Genomic DNA, 23,734 nt, shown 5'->3' on the forward strand with positions numbered 1-23,734 from the left:
AGGAGGCTTGAACGATGAAAGATAAAATGAATGAACCTCGTTCAGCTATGGGGGAACGCTTAAACGTTTTGCGAGCGGGAGTTCTAGGATCGAATGATGGTATTCTAACTGTTGTTGGAGTACTTTTTAGTGTTGCTGTAGTAACCCCAAATCGTTTTACAATTTTTATTGCAGGATTATCTGATTTACTAGCATGTGCATTTTCAATGGCATCAGGTGAATATGCTTCTGTAAGTACTCAACGTGATACTGAACAGGTTACAGTTCAAGAAGAACGAAAATTATTAAAAACGCATCGTGATGACGAATTGAATGCAGTTAAGGAATTTTATATGAAAAAGGGTGTTTCTGAGTCAACTGCAGCTGAAATTGCGGCTGATTTATTAGAGAAAAAACCTTTGGAAACAGTTGTAAATGTAAAGCATGGACTTGTTTTAAATGAATATATGAATCCATGGAATGCCGCTTTTTCATCATTGATTTCTGCAGCACTTGGAGGAATTTTTCCGCTTGCAGCTATGACATTAAGTCCAGGAGTATGGATGTGGCCAGTTACAATTTTAGCAGTCTGTTTATCAGTTTCGCTGACAGGATATTTGAGTGCTAAATTAGGAAATGGATTAGTAAAAGTTGCAGTAAAGCGTAATCTAATTGTTGGTATTATCACAATGATTATTCACTACACATTAGGTTTATTGATTTAAACTAGACATAACAGAATTACATTATTAAAATATAGATATATTTAATAAAATCTTATATTATTGAAGAAAATATGATGTGCATAAAGAGCTAGATGTTATAGTTTCCCATTATTGTTATGACTAAGCAGAATTGATGTATACATGTTTTATTGATAGTATCATATTTTCTTTTTCAGAGAGGAATTTTAAATATGACAGAAAAACCTATAATTTTAACTGGTGATCGTCCCACTGGAAAACTACACATCGGTCATTATGTTGGCTCATTAAAAAACCGTGTGACAATGCAAAATTCAGGTAAGTATATTCCATTTATCATGATTGCGGATCAACAAGCGTTGACAGATAATGCACGTGATCCTGAAAAAATCCGCAATTCACTTATTGAAGTGGCTTTAGATTATTTAGCAGTAGGAATTGACCCTGAAAAATCAACGATTTTTGTTCAATCACAAATTCCAGCTTTAGCAGAATTGAACTTATACTATTTAAACTTAGTAACTGTTTCTCGTTTGGAAAGAAATCCAACCGTTAAAGCTGAAATTCAACAAAAGAAATTTGAACGTTCAATTCCAGCTGGATTCTTTACATATCCAGTAAGTCAAGCAGCTGATATCACAGCATTTAAAGCAAAATATGTACCAGTTGGCGATGATCAAGAACCAATGCTTGAACAAACTCGTGAAATTGTGCGGAGTTTTAACTCAATTTATGGTGAAGTTTTAGTAGAACCAGAAGGAATCTTCCCACCTAAGGGAATGGGACGAATCCCAGGTTTAGATGGAAATGCTAAAATGAGTAAATCATTAGGAAATGCAATTTATTTATCTGATGATTCTGATACATTGCGGAAAAAGGTTATGTCAATGTATACAGATCCAAACCATATTCATGTTGAAGATCCAGGTAAGGTAGAAGGAAATATGGTCTTTACTTATCTTGATATTTTTGATCCAGATAAAGAAAAGGTTGCTGAATTAAAGGAACAATATCAACATGGTGGTTTAGGTGATGTGAAAATTAAGCGTTACTTAAATGAAGTATTAGAAAATGAACTTGGACCAATTCGTGAACGTCGTGCTGAATTTGCTAAAGATATTCCAGCGGTTTACGAAATGTTGAAAAAGGGAAGCGCACATGCAAATGAAGTCGCTAACCAAACATTAGAAGAAGTAAGACACGCAATTGGCGTTGATTACTTTGGATAAAAAAATGTCGGTTTAGAAATAAACCGACATTTTTTATAATTATTGAAATGCATAATTATAATAATAATATTTAGTAGATAATTCAGTTAACGTAGTTGCTATGCGAAGCTGATCAATTGCATGAGACACTTGATTAGCTAATTTGCGAGAATTACTAATAGCAATAATTTGTTGACTCAAAATATTTATATCATCAATTTTATAAAATTGATTTGGAATGGATTGATTATTGCTGTTATTGTAACTTCGCAATGGATGTTTATTTAAATATTCTGAATATTGGTATGCATTTAACATAGCTGCATCAATTTGTTTTTTATCTAAAGCACGAATTAATTGGTTGGCGTTTTTGAAATAAATTGTTTTAATTTGGTTATTATTTAAAAATTCTTGACTACCATTTTCTTGTAATATTCCAACTGTCTTATTTTTTAATTTAGATAAATTATTAATTTTATGGGTACTAAAAACTATATTTTGAATATATAAAACTGGTTTAGTTTGATATTTTAAATTAGTTGTACCTTTAGCAATTCCTAGTGCTAAATCAATTTTTTTATTTTTAAAAGCTTTAAGTAATTTGTCTTGATTACTATAGGTTTTGATTTTAACATTTTTATGCATTTGTTTGCCTAATTTCTTTGCTAATTCAACATTAAACCCAACTAATTTATGATTTTGAGAATAACAATCTGGTTTCCTTTGAACCATTCCGATTTCTAATTGATCATCAGCTGCTTGAACAAGTGATTGAGTGCTAAATAAACAGATGATTAAAGCAATTAGCGCAAAGAATATATTTAAATGTTTTTTCAAAATCATTTCACCTCTGCGAACTTTGATAAAATTATTATATAATATAGCATAGAATAAATTAACTAATGGAGAAAAAATAATGCGTGGATTTGGAAAATATTATCGCAAGACTTGGGAAGAACGACTTGCGATTTTAAGAGATACATTTTATTTAGATGATAATGATATAGCTGAAATCGAACACGTTTCTGGAAATGGTGAAATCGGAGATACAATGGTTGAAAATTTCATTACACAGTTTGAAATTCCTGAAGGATTAGGATTAAATTATGTAGTTAATGGCAAGGAGTATCTTGTTCCTATGGTTACAGAAGAACCTTCAGTTATTGCCGCTGCTAGTAATGGAGCTCGCTTAGTAAAAGCAGGCGGTGGCTTTAATGCAGAAGTTAAATCAAGATTAATGCTTGGCCAAATTGTAATTGAAAATATAACTGATGTAGATGAATTAGTGCGTAAAATTAAAGCTGATCAAGAACACTTATTGAAAGTAGCAAATGATGCTCATCCATCTATTGTGCGTCGTGGTGGTGGTGCTCGATGGTTAAGAACACGGATTTTAGCAAATGATTTATTATCAGTAGATTTGGCAGTTGATGTACAGGAAGCAATGGGAGCTAACATGTTGAATACTATGTTAGAGGCAGTTGCAAATGAAATTCAATGTACCTATCACCAAGATGTTTTAATGAGTATTATGTCAAATTATGCAACTGAAAGTTTAGTGACAACTAAAGCAAGAATACCGGTATCTGAATTAGCAAAAGAAAATATTAGTGGCGAAGAAGTCGCTCTTAAAATTCAACAGGCAAGCCGGTTAGCGCAATTGGACCCATATAGAGCAACTACTAATAATAAGGGAATTATGAATGGTGTGGATGCTGTTACTATTGCTAGTGGAAACGATTGGCGGGCAATTGAAGCAGGTTCACATGCATATGCAGCACGTGACGGTCAATATAAAGGATTAAGTCAGTGGTATTTTGAAGATGGAATTTTAATTGGTGAATTAACATTACCTTTACCAGTGGGATCTGTTGGTGGATCTATTAAAATTGTTCCATTAGTAAAAATTAATCATAAATTATTTAAAGCCAAAGACGCAAAAGAACTTTCAATGATAATTGCTAGTGTCGGTCTTGGACAAAATCTTGCTGCTTTATATGCATTAGTTACTGACGGAATTCAACGTGGACATATGCGATTACAATTAAAAAGTTTAGCCGTTTCAGTTGGTGCTAAACAAGATGAAATCAGCAAATTAGTTAATTTGCTAGAGAAAAACAAAAAACGAGATTCTGCAAGTGCTCGTGAATTACTTGAAAAGTTACGAAGGGAAGAATTATGATCGAACCAACATTAAATGACACTGTCAAAAAATTAATTAAAAAGGCAGAAGAAATTCAACCAAATGGTATTGATATTCAATATCATGACGAAAAGTCAGGATTTGTTAGACATGACCAAGCACAACATTATTTAAGAAATGGAAAACTAGTGATTGATGTTTTAGATCAAACAGATGTAAATTATGTCGTATCACATGAATTGTTACATTTTATGTTAATGTTTGAAAAGTTACCACAAATTTCATTTAATTTGGAAAGTGAACATCCTAACTTAGATAAGAAATACGTTGCAACTGGAATGGAATTATATGATATTTTAATGCATTTCTTTGTTTATCAACAACAACGTGAATTAGGATTAATTAATAAAGAAATTGAAGAATTATATTTTAAAGGAATATTGGCAGTTCTTAAACCAGAACCTAAAGATTCAAAAGATGAATGGATGGTATTACGGACTGTGAATGTTTTAGATGCATTGGTTTTCTTTAAAGATAATCAAGAAGAGATCTTGCCTAAGTTACGTGAACTATATCCTAAAGCTACAGCGCAAGCGGAAAAATTATATCAGGTTATTACAACTAAGCCTTTAGATTCAGCATTTAATGTTCATCGAGCAATTGTAAAGTTATATAAGGACTTTGATAAAGCATTAGAAAGCTATGGATTATATGGAATGAATTTAACGACCTATGTTTCTTTGACACCTGTTTTGAGTAAACGACAATTACGATTAGATGTGCGTCAATTATTTGAAATATTCCATACAGATTTAAAAGAAAATCTTCAATTTAAAACCGCATATGTTGGACGAATGAAAAATGACCAACAAAATGCTTTTGTTATTAGTGAACCGCAAGGAAACGATCAACAAAAAGCTCGGAAATTCCGTGAAATATACGAAATGCCAGTAGGTGAGTATTTAGATTCAATTGGAGTACCATTTATTGTACGATAGAGACTGAAAGGGGCGATTTTTTATGTCAATGTTAAATGATGAAATTCAAAATGCTAAAAAAGTCGTTTTCTTAACTGGAGCAGGAGTTTCTACAGCTTCAGGAATTCCAGATTATCGGTCAAAACAAGGAATCTATGCTAACGGAAAAAGTCCAGAATATATGTTAAGTCATGATTGCTTGATGAATGAACCAGAAGCCTTTCATGACTTTGTAGTGAAAAATTTATATTTTCCAGATGCTAAGCCAAATGTAATTCATCGAAAAATGGCAGCACTCGCTAATGAAGGTAAGGCAATTGTAATTACGCAAAATGTGGATAATCTTTACCGTAAAGCAGGAATAGATCCTACAAAATTAATTGAGTTCCATGGAAATCTTTATGATGTATATTGCCAAAAGTGTAAGCAAAACGTTGATTGGCATGAATTTATAAAAGATATACATCATCAAAATTGTGGCGGAATTTTACGTAGTCATGTAGTCCTATATGATGAAGGAATAGATCCACAAAATATCACTAAATCAATTCAAGCATTGAGATCTGCTGATTTAATTGTGATTGTAGGAACAAGTTTTGTAGTTTATCCATTTGCAGGACTATTACAATATCGAAATCCACATTCAAAAGTAATAGCAATTAATAAGGAACCAATTAATATTCCATCGAATGGAATGATGATTGTTAACGATGCAGTGAAAGAATTTGCACAAGTAACTGATTAAATTATGATATACTAAAATTATTATTTAATTGTACGGAAGGATTGAAAAAAATGGCAAATAAGCCTACTTTTTATGTGACTACCCCTATTTACTATCCATCAGGACGTTTACACATTGGAAATGCATATACTACTATTGCATGTGACGTATTAGCACGTTACAAACGTCTACAAGGATATAATGTTTTCTTTTTAACAGGTACAGATGAACATGGTCTTAAGATTGAACAAAAAGCTAAAAAGATGGGAATTACTCCTAAAGAATATGTAGATAAAATGGCTGCTGATATTCAAGAATTATGGGATAAACTTGAAATCACAAATGATAAATTTATTCGTACAACGGATGATTATCATGAAAAATCAATTCAAAAGATCTTTGAAAAATTACTTGAACAAGGTGATATCTATAAAGGAACATACAAGGGTTGGTATTCTGTTTCAGATGAAGAATACTTTACTGAATCTCAATTAAAAGAAGTTTTCAGAAATGAAAAGGGTGAAATGATTGGTGGAGTTGCTCCATCAGGTCATGAAGTTCAATTAGTTGAAGAAGAATGTTATTTCTTTAAGATGAGTAAATATGCAGATCGTTTAGTTAAATACTATGAAGAACATCCAGAATTTATTGAACCTGTTTCTCGTAAACAAGAAATGTTAAACAACTTTATTAAACCAGGATTAGAAGATCTTGCAATTACTCGTACAAGTTTTGATTGGGGAATTCACGTTCCTTCTGATCCAAAACATGTTGTTTATGTTTGGATTGATGCATTATGTAACTATATTACTGCTTTAGGATATGGTTCAAAAGATGACGAGTTATTTAAAGAATTTTGGCCTGCAGATATTCAAATGGTAGGTAAAGAAATTGTTCGTTTCCATACAATTTATTGGCCAATTATGTTAATGGCATTAGATTTACCATTACCAAAACATATTGTTGGTCATGGCTGGCTCGTTATGAAAGACGGTAAAATGTCTAAATCTAAAGGAAATGTAATTTATCCTGAAACGATTGTTGATCGTTATGGATTAGACTCATTACGTTACTACTTAATGAAGGCTGTTCCATTTGGAAATGATGGTCGCTTTACTCCTGAAGATTTTGTTGAAAAAATGAATTTCGATTTAGCAAATGACCTTGGAAACTTACTTAATCGGACAGTTGCAATGGTTAATAAATATCGTGATGGTAAGGTACCAACATTGCACACAAATGTAACTGATTTTGATATAGATTTAGAAGAAACTGCAAACAATGCAATTCAAGCATATTGCGATAATTTAGAAAAAACATATTTTGCCAAAGCTTTAGATAGTTTATGGAAATTAGTTTCACGGACTAATAAATACATTGATGAAACTGAACCATGGAAATTAGCAAAAAATGAAACTGCAGATGCTCAAGCTAAGTTAGACAGTGTATTAGCTCACTTAGTAGCAAGTTTACGTGTGATTGCAATTCTACTTCAACCAGTAATGATGCATGCACCAAAACAAATTTTTGAACAATTAGGTTTATCAGTTGATAATATGCAAATTAAGGACTTATCATATTTTGATATGCCTGCAGAAGCAAATGTTGTAAAGAAGGGAACACCAATTTTCCCACGCTTAGACAAAGATGATGAAATTAAATATATGCAATCAATGATGACTGCAAATGAGAAAGCTAAGGGTCGTAAAAATATGGCTAAAGAAGCTCAAGCAGCATTTGATCCTGAAAAAACAACTCTTAATTTAACTAAAAAAGAAATTCGTTTTGACAAATTCGAAAAAGTTGAAATGAAAGTATGTGAAATTAAGGCTGTTGAAAAAGTTAAGGATGCAGATAAATTATTAAAATTCCAATTAGATGCAGGAGATCAAGGTGATCGCCAAATTATTTCAGGAATAGCTGATTGGTACAAACATCCAGAAGAATTAGTTGGAAAGAAAGTAATTGCTGTAACTAATTTACAACCACGTAAAATGCGCGGCGAATTAAGTCAAGGAATGTTACTTTCTGCAGAATTTGGAGATCAAGTTCAATTATTGACTGTACCAAATAATATCCCAAATGGATCATTAATAGGTTAATCATATTAAATAAGGAGAGTGTGACGGAAGTTGCAGTCTCCTATTTTGAATTAAGTGTAAAAATGAAATTTTGAAAGGAGTGGATATTAATGATTTCAATTTTTGATTCACATACACACATTAATGCACCTGAATTTGATGAAGATATACCTGATGTAATTGAACGTGCTCGAGCTATGAACGTTAATGATATGCTTGTTTTAGGATATGATCGTGAAAGTGCAGATAAAATGGTTGAATTAATCAATCAATACGATAACATATATGGTGCTGTAGGTATTCATCCTGAAGATGCTGCTAAATATGATGAAGATCAATTACGTATTTATTTAATTGAACCAAAAGTCAAAGCGGTTGGTGAAATTGGCTTAGATTATCATTGTGATGTTGATCATGATTTACAAAAGGAAGTTTTTAGAAAGCAAATTGCATTAGCACATGAATTACATCTCCCAATTAGTATACATACTCGCGATGCATTTGAAGATACATTTGATATTTTAGAAGAAACCAATGGTGCCAAGTATGGTGGAATTATGCATAGTTTTAATGGTGATGTTCAGTGGGCACAACAATTTTTAGAATTAGGAATGGAAATTTCATTTAGTGGAGTAGTAACCTTTGATAATGCAAAAGAAGTTCAAGAAGCTGCTAAATATGTACCAAAAGAACATTTATTAGTTGAAACCGATGCTCCATATTTAACGCCGATGCCTTATCGTAATCAAATGAATGAACCAGGAATGACGCGTTATACAGTAGAATTTTTAGCAAAATTACGTAATGAAAGTGTAGATGAATTATCAAATCAAACAAGTCAAAATGCAAAGAGGGTTTTAAGAATTTAATGGATCAAAAAATGAAAATTCAAGAAGTAATTGTTGTCGAAGGTAAAGATGACACCAAAAGAATAAATATGGCAGTAAATGCTGATACAATTGAAACTCGTGGTTCAGCAATTAGTGATGAAACTTTAGATCAAATTGCTCGTTTACAAGACCAGCGAGGAGTAATAGTGTTTACTGATCCTGATTTTTCAGGTGAAAAAATCAGGAAAATTATCCAAGAAGCAGTTCCAGGTGTTAAACATGCATTTCTTAAAAGATGTGATGCTGTGCCAAGTCATCAAGGTAGTTTAGGAGTAGAACATGCAAGTGTAGAAGTCATTCGCGAAGCGCTTAAAAATCTATATACAGAAATGCCAGATGCCCCTGCATTGATTTCACGTGAAACGTTAATGCAAAAGGGATTGGTGAATGGTAAAAACGCTAAAGAAAAGCGAGAATTACTTGGGGAAATTTTAAATATTGGATATACAAATGGAAAACAACTATATAAAAGATTACGTTTATTTGAAATTACTCCAGGAGATTTTGAAGAAGCAATGAAACAAGTAAATCAATAGTTTGAAGGTGAAGATTAATGACGAATGAAATTGAAATTGCTAATCCAACACGGACAAGAGCAATAATGGAAACTTATGGCTTGGATTTTAAGAAAAGCTTAGGTCAAAACTTTTTAACTGATATTAATATATTGCATCATATTGTTTCTACTGCTGAAGTTAGTGCTGATGATGACGTAATTGAAGTTGGTCCTGGAATTGGTGCTTTAACTGAACAAATTGCAAAAGAAGCTCACCAAGTAATGGCATTAGAAATTGATGAACGATTGATTCCTGTTTTAGAAGAAACTTTATCACCATATTCTAATGTTACTGTTTTAAATCAAGATGTATTAAAGGCGGACTTATCAAAGCTGATCAGTGAAAATTTTGATGGAAAACATCATATTAAATTGGTTGCTAACTTGCCTTACTATATTACTACGCCAATTATTATGCACTTATTGGAAAGTGATATTAAATTTGACTCAATTGTAGTTATGATGCAAAAAGAAGTTGCAGAGCGGCTTACTGCACAACCTAAAACTAAGGAATATGGTTCTTTGTCAATTGCAGTTCAATACTACACTAATGCAGAAATTGCATTTATCGTTCCTAAAACTGTTTTTGTACCACAGCCAAAAATCGATTCAGCTGTGGTAAAACTTATTCCACAAAAACGAGATAAGGCACCAATTAATGAAAAACAATTCATGAATGTTGTAAAGGGATGCTTTGCACATCGTAGAAAAAATTTATGGAATAATTTACAAGGAATGTATGGTAAGAAAAAAGAAATCAAGGAAGCTCTTGAAAGAGTCCTAAAGCAAGTTGAAATTGATAAAAAAGTACGTCCAGAAGAGTTAACAATTAATGATTTCATAGATTTGGCTAATGCATTAATAGAATTTGATTAGAAATAACATTTCATTCTTGCATATGTTTTGGAGTTTGTGGTAAAATTGAGTTTTTTTGTTTTTTGTGATATACTATGACCCATGACGGGAGGATGAAACATATGCCAAGCACTTTAGCAAAAATCAAATCAATGTTAGATAATTGTATTGGAAAAAATTTGACAGTTACATCGCATATTGGAAGAAAAAAGGTCGTTAAACGTAAAGGAATATTAAGTGAGACTTTTCCTTCTATTTTTGTGGTAGAACTTGATCATGATGAAAGTGCTGTTGAACGTGTTTCATATAGCTACACTGACATATTGACAAAAAATATTCTAGTGGAATTTGAAGGTCAAGAAGCTGGGTTACTAGGTGGAACAATTGCTAATGAAGAATTAGTAGAGAATGCAGAAGACTTTTAAAATTAAATTAAAAATAATATAAAAGTATCTGTGATATTAATAGATATCACAGATGCTTTTTGTTTGTTAGAAAAGACCGATTAAGTGATGAAAAAGTTTTTAAAAATACTATTCAAAGTTTTAATTTCAATAGTAATAATTGCAATTTTAGTACAAGGAATTCTGTTAGTCCCAAGTCCACAAAAAGATTTGAGAATGAATCAATTGCGTAAAAATATTACATATTCTGATGTGCCAACACTTTTAATAAATGGATATGGTGGAAGCAATTATACTTATAATAAAATGATAAATTATTATCAAAAACAAAATATTGCTCAAAAGACAATGACAATTCATGTAACACCAACAGGAAAAGTCCATGTTACTGGAAGTGTAAAAAATAAAAAGAATGCATTGATTCAATTATTATTTGACTGGAATTTATCTCCTACATATGATCCACAAGTAAAGTGGTTAAAGAGTGTATTAAAAGTTTTGCATAATCAATATGGAATTAATGAATTAAACGTTGTTGGACATTCATGGGGTGGAACTGAATTTTTGCACGCATTAGGACAGTATAAGTGGATTCAAAGAAATATTGCTTTCAATAAGGTCATCTTATTAGGTGTACCAGTAAATGAAGCGGCAAACAATCATGTAACCTATGCAGAAGCAAAAAGAAGGAATATTACAGATGCTGAATATTTAGAATTAAAACATGAATATCAGGAATTGAATCCCGTGAAAAAAATCAAGTTTTATAATGTAATGGCTGATTATAAGGATAATACAGATACGTCAGTTCCTAATGTTCAATCTGAATTTTTGATGAGTATTTTAAATCCCGAATGGTCATCGTGTATGACTAAAAAAATAAGGGGGATTAAGCATTCTGCATTGCATCAAAATGTTAATGTATTAAAATATGTGGCACATTTATTATATTAGTATTTGCGAATTAAAAGAGACTATGCATTGCATAGTCTCTTTATTAACTTTAGCGATTAGTTAAATTAAATGGGCGTACAAGATATACTTCTTTGCAGAATCCACGTAAACTATTGTAAATATGTTGTGCACGAGATTCGGTTTGAGTGATACCAAAAACAGTGGGGCCAGTGCCACTCATTTGCGCTACTTGTGCACCAAATTTAACCATTTTTTCTTTAATGTTAGTAATTTCTGGATATTTTTGTGTAGTGATTGGTTCTAAGCTATTTCCCATGCTTTGGAAAAGTAAATTCCAATCTTGATTATGGATTGCATCAACAACTTTTTGTACATCGAGATGTTGAATTTCGCAGAAATCAATTTGTTTTAAAATGCTTGGAGTTGAAACACTTGCTTGAGGTTTAGCAACGACAAACCATAGAGAATTTAAACTGCCAATAGGAGTGATTTTTTCACCTTTACCTTCAACTAAAGCAGGGCAACTATATACGCAGAAAGGAACATCAGAGTCAATTTCAAGACCAATTTCTGCTAACTCTTGTAAGGATAAGTTTAAATTCCATAATTTATTTAAACCACGTAACACAGCACCAGCATCTGCTGATCCTCCGCCCATACCAGCAGAAACGGGAATTTTCTTTTCGATGGTTATTGTTACTCCTGCGTTTATATTAAATTTCTTTTGAAGGGTTCTAGCAGCTTGATATGCTAGGTTGCGTCGATCTTGAGGTAGGAAACCAGTATTAGTTTGAACAATAATTTCATTAGTTTGGTCGTTAGTATCAAGATATACATAATCTGCTAAATCAATAGCAGTCATAACCATTTTCCACTCAGGATCTCCATCTAAATGGCGAAATAAAGCGTCTAAACTTAAATTTAGTTTTGCAGGAGCTTTTTCTAAAATCTCCATTTGATCCCTCATTTCAGTAGAGTAATTATTTTTAATTATATCTGTTTTTAGGGGAATTTTAAATAGAAAATATATGGTCAAACTAGTTAAAGTTATTAAAAATTTATTCACAATAAAATATGCTAATGATGTATAAATAGTAATTTACGGAATTAGGGTTGACTAATTGTTTAAAGAATGATAGGCTTATTTTCATCAACTCTAAAAGCGAATGTTTACTTGAAAACGAAAATTAAATGATATATATAATGTTAATATATAATATATAGCGTTAAATTTGTACGATATTCAAGTTTATTGTTAATATTTTAGGATACGGGTTATTAAATTAATTGGAGGATATTAAAATGAAAGTACGTCGAAGTGAGCGACTAATTGATATGACAAGCTATTTTTTAGATCATCCACACAAATTAGTTTCACTTACTAATTTTGCAAAACATTATGAATCAGCTAAGTCATCAATTAGTGAAGATTTGTCAATCATCAAAAGAACTTTTGCCCAACGTGGTTTAGGAATTTTAGAGACGATTCCAGGAGCCGCTGGTGGAGCACGTTTTATTCCATCTATTGGTGAAAAAGAAGCTGAAAAATTTGTTTGGGAAATGGCAGCTGAACTTTCTCAAGAAAGTCGTTTATTGCCTGGCGGATATGTTTATTTATCTGACTTGTTAGGCGATCCTGAAGTTTTACGGCATATTGGACGAATGATTGCGCGCGAATACATTGGTCGTCAAATTGATGCTGTTATGACTGTAGCTACAAAGGGTGTTCCTATTGCACAAAGTGTAGCATATTATTTAAATATTCCATTTGTAATTGTTCGTCGTGATTCAAAAATTACAGAAGGTTCAACTGTATCAGTTAACTATGTTTCTGGTTCAAGTGAGAGAATTGAAAAAATGGAGTTATCAAAACGTAGTTTAGATCGTGGATCACATGTTTTGATCGTTGATGACTTTATGAAAGGCGGCGGAACAATTAATGGGATGCGTTCAATGATTGAAGAATTTGAATCTGAAGTTGTTGGGGTAACTGTTTTTGCTGAAACGTCAGTTAATGAAGGTAAACGTTTAGTTGACGATTATACTTCAATATTAAATGTTGATAATGTAAATAAATCAGGTGGTTCTATTCACGTTAGTGCTGGTAACTACTTAGAAAGAGTATTTGCTAATCCTAAAAAAGAACAAGTTGATTTAGGAGCAGAAACAAATTTCTTTAATTAAAAATATGGGCGATATCGGTATAAGGTATCGTCTTTTTATTTTATAAATTTCTTTTGAAAGTACAATATTATTAATTAGGCTTAAAAAATACAATTTATGTTTGAAAGTCAGCATTAATTAAGTTAAAATTTAGGCGTTAAGTAAGATAAATTTAAAGAATGAGGAATTTATATGACATCAAGATTTGCAATTATTTTAGCTGCGGGTCAAGGTACTCGAATGAAGTCAAAATTATATAAAGTTTTACATCAAGTTTGTGGTAAAGCAATGGTTGATCATGTATTATCACAACTTGAAAAAGAAGATGTTGATCAAATTTTAACAATTGTTGGTCATGGAGCAGAAAAAGTAAAAGAAACACTTGGAAATCGTACAGAATATGCTTTACAAGCTGAACAATTAGGAACAGGCCATGCTGTAATGCAAGCTGAAGATTTTTTAGGTGATAAAGATGGTATGACATTAGTTGTATGTGGTGATACTCCATTATTTACAGCCAAAACATTTGATAAGTTATTTGAATATCACGAAAAGAATCATGATGCAGCAACTGTGTTAACAGCTAAGACAGATAATCCATTTGGTTATGGACGAGTAATTCGTAATTTTGACGGCGAAGTTGAAAAAATCGTTGAACAAAAAGATGCAACACCTGAAGAAGCAAAAGTTAGTGAAATTAATACAGGTGTATATGTTTTTGATAATAAAAAATTATTTGAAACACTTCATCAAATTAATAATGACAATGCACAAGGTGAATACTACTTACCAGATGTAATTGGTATTTTGCAAAGTCAAAATGAAAAAATCGGTGCATATCAAATGAATGACTTTAATGAATCAATGGGTGTTAATGATCGTGTTGCATTATCAAAAGCTACTAAAATTATGCAAAAACGTATTAATGAACAACATATGAGAAATGGTGTAACAATCATTGATCCAGAAAATACATACATTGATGCTGATGTACAAATCGGTGCAGATACAATCATCGAACCAGGTGTTCAATTAAAGGGTAAGACTGTAATTGGTGAAGATTGTACAATTGGTGCTCATTCTCAAATCATTGATTGTGTAATTGAAGATGGTGTGACAGTAACAACTTCATACTTAGAACAATCCACAATGCATAAAAATTCTAATATTGGGCCATACAGTCATTTACGCCCATTAGCAGATATTGGTGAAAATGTTCATATTGGAAACTTTGTAGAAGTTAAGAAAGCACAAATCGGCAAAGATACTAAAGTTGGTCATTTGACATATGTTGGAGATGCAACTTTAGGTAAAGAGATTAATGTTGGATGTGGAACAATCTTTATTAATTACGATGGAATGAACAAGCATCATACTAATGTTGGCGACTTCTCATTTATCGGAAGTGGTGCTAATTTAGTTGCTCCATTAGAAATTGGTGATCATGCATATGTTGCTGCAGGCTCAACAATTACAAATGATGTTCCTCCTCATGCAATGGGAATTGGACGTGGCCGCCAAGTAAATAAAGAAGGCTATTATGATAAATATCCTGTTGCTGAAGCAGCAAAAAAGATTGAAAAGGCAGAAAATAATAAATAATTATGATTTTAGCTTGCTTTTAAGAAGATAAATTAATAATATATTAATAGAATAATCATTATTGGAGGCAATCATGGCTGAACAAAGTTATAGTTCAAAAGTAAAAATTTTTGCTTTGAATTCAAACAAACCGTTAGCAAAGAAAATTGCAGATGCTGTTGGAGTACCCCTTGGTAAGACATCTGTAGATCGTTTTAGTGATGGAGAAATTCGGATTAACATTGAAGAAAGTATCCGTGGTGATGAAATTTTTATTATTCAATCAACTTCAGCTCCTGTTAACGATAACTTGATGGAATTGTTAATTATGATTGATGCATTGCGTCGAGCAAGTGCTTCAACAATTAACGTAGTAATTCCATATTATGGTTATGCACGACAAGATCGAAAAGCTCGCTCTCGTGAACCAATTACTGCTAAGTTAGTAGCTGATATGTTAGAAAAAGCAGGTGCTGATCGTGTGATTGTACTTGATTTACATGCAGCTCAAATTCAAGGATTCTTTGATATTCCTGTTGATCATTTAATGGGTGCACCATTATTAGCTGATTATTTCTTAAAGAATAACTTAGAAAAAGATGCAGTAGTTGTTTCACCTGATCATGGTGGAGTTACACGTGCACGTAAGTTGGCTGAGTTCTTAAAAGCTCCAATTGCAATTATCGACAAGCGACGTCCTAAAGCAAATGTGGCAGAAATCATGAATATTATTGGTTCGGTTGATAACAAGCGTTGCATTATTATTGATGATATGATCGATACAGCTGGTACAATTACTTTAGCATCACAAGCATTAATGGATGCTGGTGCAAAAGAAGTTTATGCCTGTGCAACTCACCCAGTATTATCAGGTCCAGCAATTGAACGGTTAGATAAGTCTCCAATTAAGAAAATCATTGTAACGGATTCAATTCAAATTCCAGAAGAAAAGCAAATCGATAAATTGACACAAGTTTCAGTTGGTCCACTTATCGGTGATGCTATTCGTAGAATTCATGAAAATAAACCAGTTAGTCCATTGTTTAAGAATCGTTTTCGTTCAGATTCAACACCAAATGAAGACTAATTAAAAAAGAAGCTGTAAATTATTACAGCTTCTTTTTTTGCTTAAATTAATTTAATTAGTCATCAATTCTTTCGATAATCTTATACGATTTTGCGTGTTGCTTTTCTTTATATTCTTCTTCAATTGCTGCTTTTTCATCAAATACGATGTATGGTTTATCGTTTTCTTCTTTTACGACTAACACAGGTTTTTCAACTTTTTGATGATAAACCTGAGCTGCTATATAGGCTTTGTTATAATCATAATCACTTGCAATCGATTGTCCTGGGTTAAAGAAAACATCTTCATTCATACTCATTTTAATCACCCCTCTATATCTATATTTTATCATAGACAAATTTATTATTAGAAGTATAAGGGGCTTCAGTTGAAAAATGGTATAGTCCATTGTATAATTGGACTATACCAAAAAAATGTGGGGGAATTACCATGAAAATCATTATCGTTAAAGATCCAATTGATGGTGGTAAACAAGGATTAAAGAGATTCCAAAAAGCTAAAGCAAATGGAGCTAAAGTTTTTGGATTAGCGACTGGAAGTACTCCGATTACAACATACAAAGAAATTTGTAAAAGTGATTTAGATTTTTCTGATGATGTCTCAATTAACTTAGATGAGTACGTTGGATTAAGTGCAGATAATCCACAAAGTTATCACTATTATATGCAAGAACACTTATTTAGTTATAAACCCTTTAAACACTCATATATTCCGGATGGAACTAACTTGAATACAGAAAATGAAATTAAAAGATATAATCAAATCATTGCCGATAATCCTATTGATTTGCAATTATTAGGATTAGGAAGAAATGGACATATTGGATTTAATGAACCAGGAACACCATTTGATTCTAAAACAAATCGTATTAAATTAACGCAATCAACTATTGATGCGAACGCACGATTTTTTGATAATGAAAATGAAGTTCCTAAAGAAGCATATTCGATGGGAATCGGTTTGATAATGAAAGCTAAACATATTTTACTGGAAGCATATGGTAAGCAAAAAGCGCAAGCAGTAAAGGCAATGGTAGAAGGTCCTATTACAACGGACGTTCCTGCAAGTGTATTACAAAATCATCCCGACGTAACAATTATTTTAGATAAACTTGCTGCATCATTGTTAGAGAAAAAATAGATATAACCAAAATACCCGATATAAATGAAATGTAAAATTTTTAATTTATATTGGGTATTTTTATGTTTTTTTCTTTTAAATTTATGGGATGAATGGTATTGTTAAAGTTGATTTATTTGAGGTGATTTTATGCAAAGAAGAAAAGTAATATTTTCTGGTATATTAATTGCATTGAGTGGTATTATTCTTTGGATGTTTACGACTCACGATGCTTTTCTTTATAAACAAAGCATTGCAGAAGTGATTAATGTAAAAAATGAAGAGCCAGTTGAGACAGAAGATCCATATCAAAATAAAGATGAGACAACACAACAGATTTTAACTTTAAAAGTTCTTAATGGGAAAAATAAAGGAAAAATTGTTACCGCACAGAATGAGTTTTCGAAATCAGGTGCATATGATCAAAAATATCATGAAGGTCAACAGGTATTTTTAAATATCCATCATCATAAAAAGAAGTTAACAGCTAACATTTCACATTATAAGCGAGATACATATCTAATAATGCTTGTTTGGTTAGTAACCGTTTTACTTTATGTGTTTATGCATGTGAAGGGATTAAGAACATTATTAAGTGTGATAATGAACTTTATCATTTTTCTGATTTTTGTTGAAATTGATGTTAGTTATGACTTTACAAACTTTTTCTGGTTGTTTGCTACTAGTGCCATAATATTTACTGGGCTCTCGTTAGTCTTGGTAATTGGTTGGAACAAACAATGTTTAGTTTCTTTCCTATCTATTGTTTTCGGTACAACTGTGGCTTTGATATTAGGGATATTGATATTATACTTAACAGGTAATCAAGGAATTCATTATGAAGCGTTGGATTTTGCAACGCAAGAACCACAACAATTATTTTTATCAGCAACTGTAATTGGTCTTTTAGGAGCAGTAATGGATGCAGCAACTGATATTGTGTCGACTTTATTCGAAATGAAGCGAAAACAACCAGAAATTTCTGCAAAACAACTATATAAGTCTGGTCAAGAAGTTGGGCATGCAATCATGGGGCCACTAATTAATGTTTTATTAATGATTTTCTTTGCTGAAACTTTTGCTATTGCAGTATTGTATTTTAGAACTGGAAATACTTATGCATATACCTTTGAGTGGGCAATGGCTTTAGGGGTTGCACAAGCTCTAATTAGCGGAATTGGAATTACATTGGTAATCCCATCAGCTAGTTTCTTATGCTCACGCTTTTTAGGAAGGAGGAATAAAAAATGTCCTCAATCTTAGCACTAACGATTGTATTAGGAATTTTAATGACGATTTTTGGTGGAAAACAGGGAATATCCTCTTTCTTTAGTGTATTGATGAATTTTATTATTTTATTTTTAACAGTAATATTAATTTCAAGTGGTTTTCCTCCTTTAGGAGTATCTTTATTTGCAGGTATTTGTATTTTAGCAATTACTATTTATATGGGCGATAAAGATGAACATTCTGCTAATGTTGCATTTATTGCAACATTAATTGTTTTAGCAATTATGCTTATTTTGATTATTCCAATTGATCATTTTGCTCAAATTAAAGGATTTTCAATGGAAGAATCAGAGGAAATTGAAGCTTTTAATTTATTGATTGGAGTTAATTTTGAACAATTAGCAATTTCAACTGCAATTTTAAGTACATTAGGTGCAATTGCGGAAGCAGCAATTGCAATTGCAAGTGGCTTAGAAGAAATTATTGAACAAAATTCTCATATTACTAAAAAAGAACTTTTTGAAAGTGGAAGTAACATTGGTTCTCAAATTATGGGAATGACATTTAATACTTTATTTTTTGGAATGTTTGGTAGTGATTTAGCGCTATTTGTTTTGTTAAGTAAGTTACATGCAAGTCCAGGATATTATTTAAACTCTAAAATATTTGTTTCAGAGTGTATGTTGGTTTTGTATTCTGCAGTGGCAGTTATTGCAGTAATTGTAATTACAACATATCTAATGGCACATAAATTAGACAAAAAAACAAGTAAATAAAAAGAGACTATATTTTATAGTCTCTTTTTATTTTAATTATGATTATGGAAAAATTAAACGATCATTATGAAGGTAATTTTCAAATTCTTGATATACTGGGGTGAAAATTTCCAGTTGATTTCCCTTAGCAAGCATTTCTTTTGGAAAGAAGAAGCGTTCATCACCTAAAATTTTTCCACTAATTGAACTTACTAATTCACTTACTGAAGAAAGTTCAACTAAGGAACCATCGCTTTGCATCAACTCTATTTGAGTTTGAGGTTTCTTAGAATTAGGATTATAGGAGTCATAAGGAAGATCAAAACTATCATTTGTTGCTGAATAGTACACAGGATCAAATCCAGCTTCTTCGATTAACATTTTTAATTTAGGCAAAAGTTCACGGGTTTGAAGATTAACTTTTACTGATTTCAATGGCTTGCGGTTCAAGAAACGTGATGATAAGTCTTTTAAAATTTGGTCGTCACAGTGACTCCAAATACTAAAACAAGTATTTAAAATGCCATCATCTAAACTTAGATAATCATCAAGTGTAAAGTCATTATCAAAAAAAGGCTTTAGCATTTCAAAGGCATAATTTTGTGGTAATTTGTGTTGTTCATATAAATATTTAGCACGCTTTAAAAGTGAGTTCAAAATGACTTCCATTGATCGTGAAACTGGATGGAAATAGACTTGTTGATACATTTGAAAACGACTAACAACATAATCTTCAACTGCGTGCATGCCACTAAAATTAAATGCAATTCCATCCTTATATGGCCGCATAACGCGTAAAATACGATTTAAATCAAAGTTTCCGTAATTAGTTCCAGTGAAATATGAATCCCGTAATAAATAATCCATGCGATCAGCGTCAATTTGACTAGAAATCATTTGAACAATTTGTTTATTAGGATATGTTTTAGCAATTACACTAGCAACTTTTTGAGGAAAGTCATCACTTACTTGTTTTAAAACTTGATTAATTTCAGTTTCAGGAGAAGTGATAATTAACTGTGTCATTTTTTCATGATCAGTCTCAAAAATATGTTCAAATGTATGGGAATATGCTCCGTGACCAACATCATGCAGTAAAGCTGCACAAAGTGCTACTAATCGGTCTTCATCATTCCAAAGACCATCATCAGATGTTTTGGAGGAATAATTTCGTTGAAATAAGTCACAAATTTTACGTGCTATTTCATAAACACCGACAGAGTGGCCAAAGCGAGAATGTTCTGCTCCATGAAAGGTATAGCTGGTTGTTCCTAATTGCTTAATACGACGAAGCCGCTGAAATTCACGTGTATTGATCAAATCTAGAATCACTTTATGTTGAATGTAAATATAGTTGTGGATTGGATCGCGAAGCACTTTTTCCATTGGTAATAATTGGTCATTATAATGGTTAATAGTAATCTCTTCTTTCATTGAAAATAAATTTATTGTTATTAATTAAAGTCATTAGTTAAAATTTGTTGTATTATTATATTATTTAGTATTATAACGCATTTTAGTAATAGATTAACTTAAGACTACTATGTAAGTTAGAAGGGAGTGATTCAATGTCATCAAATAATGAGTATAAAGTTAAAATTCATGTCGAAACAATTCATAAACAAAATGGAGAAGTTGAACGATATGTAGAAGATAGAAGATTTTGAAGGCCAACTAATTCAATTAAATAATGCATTTTATTTGCGATATACTGAAAAGCTTCCAGATAATGAAGAAGCTAAGGTTACATTTAAAATTGAAAATTCGGGAATAGTGCAACTAACTCGTAAAATGGGACAACATAGAATGCACTTGCGATTTGAATTAGAAAAAACAAATCAAACATTGTATCATACTCCATACGGAAATGTTCCAATGAGTGTTGTAACTCGTGCGATTAATAGTGTTTTAGATGATGAAAATACTATTTGTGGGAATTTGAATATTGATTATGAATTATATAATGGAGAAGCATTTTTAGGAGATTATAAAATTAGATTGCAATTTAGTGCATAATATTGTATGATGAGAAGTAAACTGCTGAAAGGACGTGTACCATATTGGGGCTTGAAAAATTCGAAGGTATGAATAAAAACGAATTATCAATGATTGAAGTTTCACGTGAGATTTTGCATGAAAAAGGAGAACCCATGGCATTTGCCGATTTAACAAATGCGGTTCAAAATTTCCTTGGTAAAAGTGATGAAGAAATTCGTGAGAGATTACCACAGTTTTATACAGATTTAAATATCGATGGCAGTTTTATCTCACTTGGAGATAATATGTGGGCATTACGTTCATGGTATCCATATGAATCAATCGATGAAGCTCTTGTTCATTCTGAAGAAGAAGGTTCACAACAACACCAACAAAAGAAAGTTAATGCTTTCTTAGATACAAATAATGATGACGATGTAATTGATTACGATAATGATGATCCAGAAGATAATGATTTTGATGATGACAACAATCACCGTCAAGAATTAAAAGATTATCAAAGTGATCTTGATAATATGGATGATGGTGATGATCCAGAAGATGAATTGCCAGATGGTATTGAAGGTCAATTAAACGAATTTTCAGATGACGAAGACGAATAAAGACTTGACGTACATGTAATGATTGAGTAAAATCTTATATGGGCGCTCGGAAGAGCCATTTGAACGGAAATAAGCTCCCTATTCAATATGAATAGGGAGCTTGTTGTTTTTTATATTTCCCCGTAAAAGCAATAATTTTTATTTAAAGGAGTTTTAACAATGACCAAGTATATATTTGTTACTGGTGGTGTTGTTTCATCACTTGGAAAAGGAATTGTAGCAGCTTCATTAGGACGCTTATTGAAAAACCGTGGATTAAAAGTTACAATTCAAAAATTTGATCCTTACATCAATGTGGATCCAGGAACTATGAGTCCATATCAACATGGTGAAGTTTTCGTTACTGATGATGGTACAGAAACTGACTTAGACCTTGGCCATTATGAACGTTTTATTGACATTAATTTAAATAAATATTCTAATGTAACTACTGGAAAAGTTTATTCTGAAGTTTTGAAAAAAGAACGTCATGGTGACTATCTTGGAAAAACTGTTCAAGTAATTCCACACATTACAAACATGATTAAAGAAAAAATCATGCGTGCAGGTACAGTTACAGATGCAGATGTTGTTATTACTGAAATTGGTGGAACAGTTGGTGATATTGAATCACTTCCATTTTTAGAAGCATTACGTCAAATGAAAGCAGAAGTTGGTGCAGATAATGTTATTTATATTCACACAACATTATTGCCATACTTAAAGGCTGCTGGAGAAATGAAAACAAAACCTACACAACATAGTGTTAAAGAATTAAGAAGCGTAGGTATTCAACCTAACTTATTAGTATTAAGAACAGAAAAGCCAGTTTCACAAGCTATTCGTGATAAGATTGCTAATTTCTGTGATGTTGATCCTGAATCAGTTATTGAATCACGTGATGTTGATACATTATATCAAATTCCATTGAACTTACAAGCTCAACATATGGATGATATTGTGTGTCAAAAATTACATTTAGATACACCAGAAGCTGATATGACTGAATGGAAAGAATTAGTAGATCGTGTACGTAATTTACAAGGTACAGTGAAGATTGCACTTGTTGGTAAATATACTCAATTGCCAGATGCATATATTTCAGTTAATGAAGCTCTTCGTCATGCAGGATATCAAGTTAATTCAAATGTTGAAATTGAATACTTTGATGCTGAAACAATTAATGAAGAAAATGTTGCTGAAAAACTTAAAGATTATGACGGAATCATTGTGCCTGGTGGATATGGTTCTCGTGGCTTAGAAGGTATGATTCAAGCTATTCGTTATGCTCGCGAAAACGATGTTCCATTCTTAGGTGTATGTTTAGGAATGCAAATGGCAAGTATTGAATTTGCACGTGATGTATTAGGAATTGAAGATGCTACAACAGGTGAAGTAAATCCAGATGCACCACATAAGATTATTGATTTAATGGCAGCACAAGAAGATGTAGAAGAAATGGGAAATACACAACGTTTAGGTGCATATCCATGCAAACTTCGTCCTGATACTATGGCTGCTAAAGCATATAATAATCAAGATGTAATTCAAGAACGTCACCGTCACCGTTATGAATTTAATAATGAGTATCGGGAAGCATTTGCTGAAAAGGGAATGGTAATTTCAGGAACTTCACCTGACAACCGTCTTGTTGAAATTATTGAAATTCCAGAAAATAAATTCTTCGTTGCATCACAATATCACCCAGAATTCTTATCACGTCCACAACGCCCAGAAGGTTTATTTGCTGCTTTTGTTAAAGCTGCACATGAAAATCAATAAGC

Annotated in this window: 24 protein-coding genes; 20 read left to right on the forward strand and 4 right to left on the reverse strand. The window is 31.9% G+C overall.

Annotation, left to right across the window (positions count from 1 at the left end):
- Positions 1 to 14 precede the first annotated feature (14 nt).
- Positions 15 to 704 (forward strand): VIT1/CCC1 transporter family protein, encoded by a 690-nt coding sequence (locus QPK35_RS00220; protein ID WP_290033478.1) that lies wholly within the window; start codon positions 15 to 17, stop codon positions 702 to 704.
- A 191-nt stretch (positions 705 to 895) separates the two neighbouring features.
- Positions 896 to 1,912 carry a tryptophan--tRNA ligase gene (trpS, locus tag QPK35_RS00225; RefSeq protein ID WP_290033479.1) on the forward strand — a complete coding sequence of 339 codons (1,017 nt, stop codon included), beginning with the start codon at positions 896 to 898 and terminating at the stop codon, positions 1,910 to 1,912.
- Positions 1,913 to 1,951: 39 nt separating this feature from the next.
- On the opposite strand, the gene QPK35_RS00230 is transcribed toward trpS, so the two are convergent.
- On the reverse strand, positions 1,952 to 2,728 hold the full coding sequence (locus tag QPK35_RS00230; protein ID WP_290033480.1) for a substrate-binding periplasmic protein: 777 nt from the start codon (positions 2,726 to 2,728) through the stop codon (positions 1,952 to 1,954).
- A gap of 79 nt (positions 2,729 to 2,807) precedes the next feature.
- Between QPK35_RS00230 and QPK35_RS00235 the strand changes: the two genes are divergently transcribed.
- The 9 genes from QPK35_RS00235 to QPK35_RS00275 all read left to right on the forward strand — a co-directional run bounded on the left by QPK35_RS00235 (position 2,808) and on the right by QPK35_RS00275 (position 11,475).
- On the forward strand, positions 2,808 to 4,073 hold the full coding sequence (locus tag QPK35_RS00235) for a hydroxymethylglutaryl-CoA reductase, degradative (protein ID WP_290033481.1): 1,266 nt from the start codon (positions 2,808 to 2,810) through the stop codon (positions 4,071 to 4,073).
- Positions 4,070 to 5,032, forward strand: a complete 963-nt coding sequence (locus tag QPK35_RS00240) for an IpaB/EvcA family protein (RefSeq protein ID WP_290033482.1) — start codon at positions 4,070 to 4,072, stop codon at positions 5,030 to 5,032. Before QPK35_RS00235 ends, QPK35_RS00240 begins: the two co-directional genes overlap by 4 nt.
- Positions 5,033 to 5,054: 22 nt before the next feature.
- Positions 5,055 to 5,756, forward strand: a complete 702-nt coding sequence (locus tag QPK35_RS00245; protein WP_290033483.1) for an NAD-dependent protein deacylase — start codon at positions 5,055 to 5,057, stop codon at positions 5,754 to 5,756.
- A gap of 50 nt (positions 5,757 to 5,806) precedes the next feature.
- Positions 5,807 to 7,837: a methionine--tRNA ligase gene (gene metG / locus QPK35_RS00250; protein WP_290033484.1), complete on the forward strand. Its 2,031-nt coding sequence runs from the start codon at positions 5,807 to 5,809 to the stop codon at positions 7,835 to 7,837.
- 92 nt (positions 7,838 to 7,929) lie between these two features.
- A complete protein-coding gene (locus QPK35_RS00255; RefSeq protein WP_290034275.1) occupies positions 7,930 to 8,685 on the forward strand; it encodes a TatD family hydrolase in 756 nt (251 codons plus the stop codon).
- Positions 8,686 to 8,696: 11 nt separating this feature from the next.
- Positions 8,697 to 9,242 carry a ribonuclease M5 gene (gene rnmV / locus QPK35_RS00260; protein ID WP_290034276.1) on the forward strand — a complete coding sequence of 182 codons (546 nt, stop codon included), beginning with the start codon at positions 8,697 to 8,699 and terminating at the stop codon, positions 9,240 to 9,242.
- A 17-nt stretch (positions 9,243 to 9,259) separates the two neighbouring features.
- Positions 9,260 to 10,138, forward strand: a complete 879-nt coding sequence (gene rsmA, locus QPK35_RS00265) for a 16S rRNA (adenine(1518)-N(6)/adenine(1519)-N(6))-dimethyltransferase RsmA (RefSeq protein ID WP_290033485.1) — start codon at positions 9,260 to 9,262, stop codon at positions 10,136 to 10,138.
- 101 nt (positions 10,139 to 10,239) lie between these two features.
- Positions 10,240 to 10,542, forward strand: coding sequence for a Veg family protein (locus QPK35_RS00270; protein WP_290033486.1), 303 nt, complete (start codon positions 10,240 to 10,242; stop codon positions 10,540 to 10,542).
- An 87-nt stretch (positions 10,543 to 10,629) separates the two neighbouring features.
- Positions 10,630 to 11,475, forward strand: a complete 846-nt coding sequence (locus QPK35_RS00275) for an alpha/beta hydrolase (RefSeq protein ID WP_290033487.1) — start codon at positions 10,630 to 10,632, stop codon at positions 11,473 to 11,475.
- 49 nt (positions 11,476 to 11,524) lie between these two features.
- Here QPK35_RS00275 and ispE read toward each other — a convergent pair whose 3' ends face one another.
- Positions 11,525 to 12,391 carry a 4-(cytidine 5'-diphospho)-2-C-methyl-D-erythritol kinase gene (gene ispE / locus QPK35_RS00280; RefSeq protein WP_290033488.1) on the reverse strand — a complete coding sequence of 289 codons (867 nt, stop codon included), beginning with the start codon at positions 12,389 to 12,391 and terminating at the stop codon, positions 11,525 to 11,527.
- Between the two features lie 347 nt (positions 12,392 to 12,738).
- Between ispE and purR the strand changes: the two genes are divergently transcribed.
- From purR to QPK35_RS00295, 3 genes are all read left to right on the forward strand, one after another.
- Positions 12,739 to 13,620, forward strand: coding sequence for a pur operon repressor (purR, locus tag QPK35_RS00285; RefSeq protein WP_290033489.1), 882 nt, complete (start codon positions 12,739 to 12,741; stop codon positions 13,618 to 13,620).
- A 171-nt stretch (positions 13,621 to 13,791) separates the two neighbouring features.
- Positions 13,792 to 15,201, forward strand: a complete 1,410-nt coding sequence (gene glmU, locus QPK35_RS00290; protein ID WP_290033490.1) for a bifunctional UDP-N-acetylglucosamine diphosphorylase/glucosamine-1-phosphate N-acetyltransferase GlmU — start codon at positions 13,792 to 13,794, stop codon at positions 15,199 to 15,201.
- 73 nt (positions 15,202 to 15,274) lie between these two features.
- Positions 15,275 to 16,267, forward strand: coding sequence for a ribose-phosphate diphosphokinase (locus QPK35_RS00295; protein ID WP_290033491.1), 993 nt, complete (start codon positions 15,275 to 15,277; stop codon positions 16,265 to 16,267).
- A 55-nt stretch (positions 16,268 to 16,322) separates the two neighbouring features.
- Here QPK35_RS00295 and QPK35_RS00300 read toward each other — a convergent pair whose 3' ends face one another.
- Positions 16,323 to 16,565, reverse strand: coding sequence for a hypothetical protein (locus QPK35_RS00300; RefSeq protein ID WP_290033492.1), 243 nt, complete (start codon positions 16,563 to 16,565; stop codon positions 16,323 to 16,325).
- A gap of 131 nt (positions 16,566 to 16,696) precedes the next feature.
- Between QPK35_RS00300 and nagB the strand changes: the two genes are divergently transcribed.
- From nagB to QPK35_RS00315, 3 genes are all read left to right on the forward strand, one after another.
- A complete protein-coding gene (gene nagB, locus QPK35_RS00305) occupies positions 16,697 to 17,407 on the forward strand; it encodes a glucosamine-6-phosphate deaminase (protein WP_290033493.1) in 711 nt (236 codons plus the stop codon).
- A 129-nt stretch (positions 17,408 to 17,536) separates the two neighbouring features.
- Positions 17,537 to 18,649, forward strand: a complete 1,113-nt coding sequence (locus QPK35_RS00310; protein WP_290033494.1) for a YibE/F family protein — start codon at positions 17,537 to 17,539, stop codon at positions 18,647 to 18,649.
- Positions 18,634 to 19,392: a YibE/F family protein gene (locus tag QPK35_RS00315; RefSeq protein ID WP_290033495.1), complete on the forward strand. Its 759-nt coding sequence runs from the start codon at positions 18,634 to 18,636 to the stop codon at positions 19,390 to 19,392. Before QPK35_RS00310 ends, QPK35_RS00315 begins: the two co-directional genes overlap by 16 nt.
- 42 nt (positions 19,393 to 19,434) lie before the next feature.
- On the opposite strand, the gene QPK35_RS00320 is transcribed toward QPK35_RS00315, so the two are convergent.
- Positions 19,435 to 20,805, reverse strand: a complete 1,371-nt coding sequence (locus QPK35_RS00320) for an HD domain-containing protein (RefSeq protein ID WP_290033496.1) — start codon at positions 20,803 to 20,805, stop codon at positions 19,435 to 19,437.
- Positions 20,806 to 21,072: 267 nt separating this feature from the next.
- Here QPK35_RS00320 and QPK35_RS00325 point away from each other — a divergent pair, with 267 nt between their 5' ends.
- The 3 genes from QPK35_RS00325 to pyrG all read left to right on the forward strand — a co-directional run bounded on the left by QPK35_RS00325 (position 21,073) and on the right by pyrG (position 23,732).
- Positions 21,073 to 21,387, forward strand: a complete 315-nt coding sequence (locus tag QPK35_RS00325; protein ID WP_290033497.1) for a YwiB family protein — start codon at positions 21,073 to 21,075, stop codon at positions 21,385 to 21,387.
- Positions 21,388 to 21,431: 44 nt separating this feature from the next.
- Positions 21,432 to 21,971, forward strand: a complete 540-nt coding sequence (gene rpoE / locus QPK35_RS00330) for a DNA-directed RNA polymerase subunit delta (RefSeq protein WP_290033498.1) — start codon at positions 21,432 to 21,434, stop codon at positions 21,969 to 21,971.
- A gap of 159 nt (positions 21,972 to 22,130) precedes the next feature.
- Positions 22,131 to 23,732, forward strand: coding sequence for a CTP synthase (gene pyrG, locus QPK35_RS00335; RefSeq protein ID WP_290033499.1), 1,602 nt, complete (start codon positions 22,131 to 22,133; stop codon positions 23,730 to 23,732).
- Positions 23,733 to 23,734 lie beyond the last annotated feature (2 nt).

It is taken from the genome of Ligilactobacillus cholophilus (assembly GCF_030389495.1).
GTDB lineage: Bacteria > Bacillota > Bacilli > Lactobacillales > Lactobacillaceae > Ligilactobacillus > Ligilactobacillus cholophilus.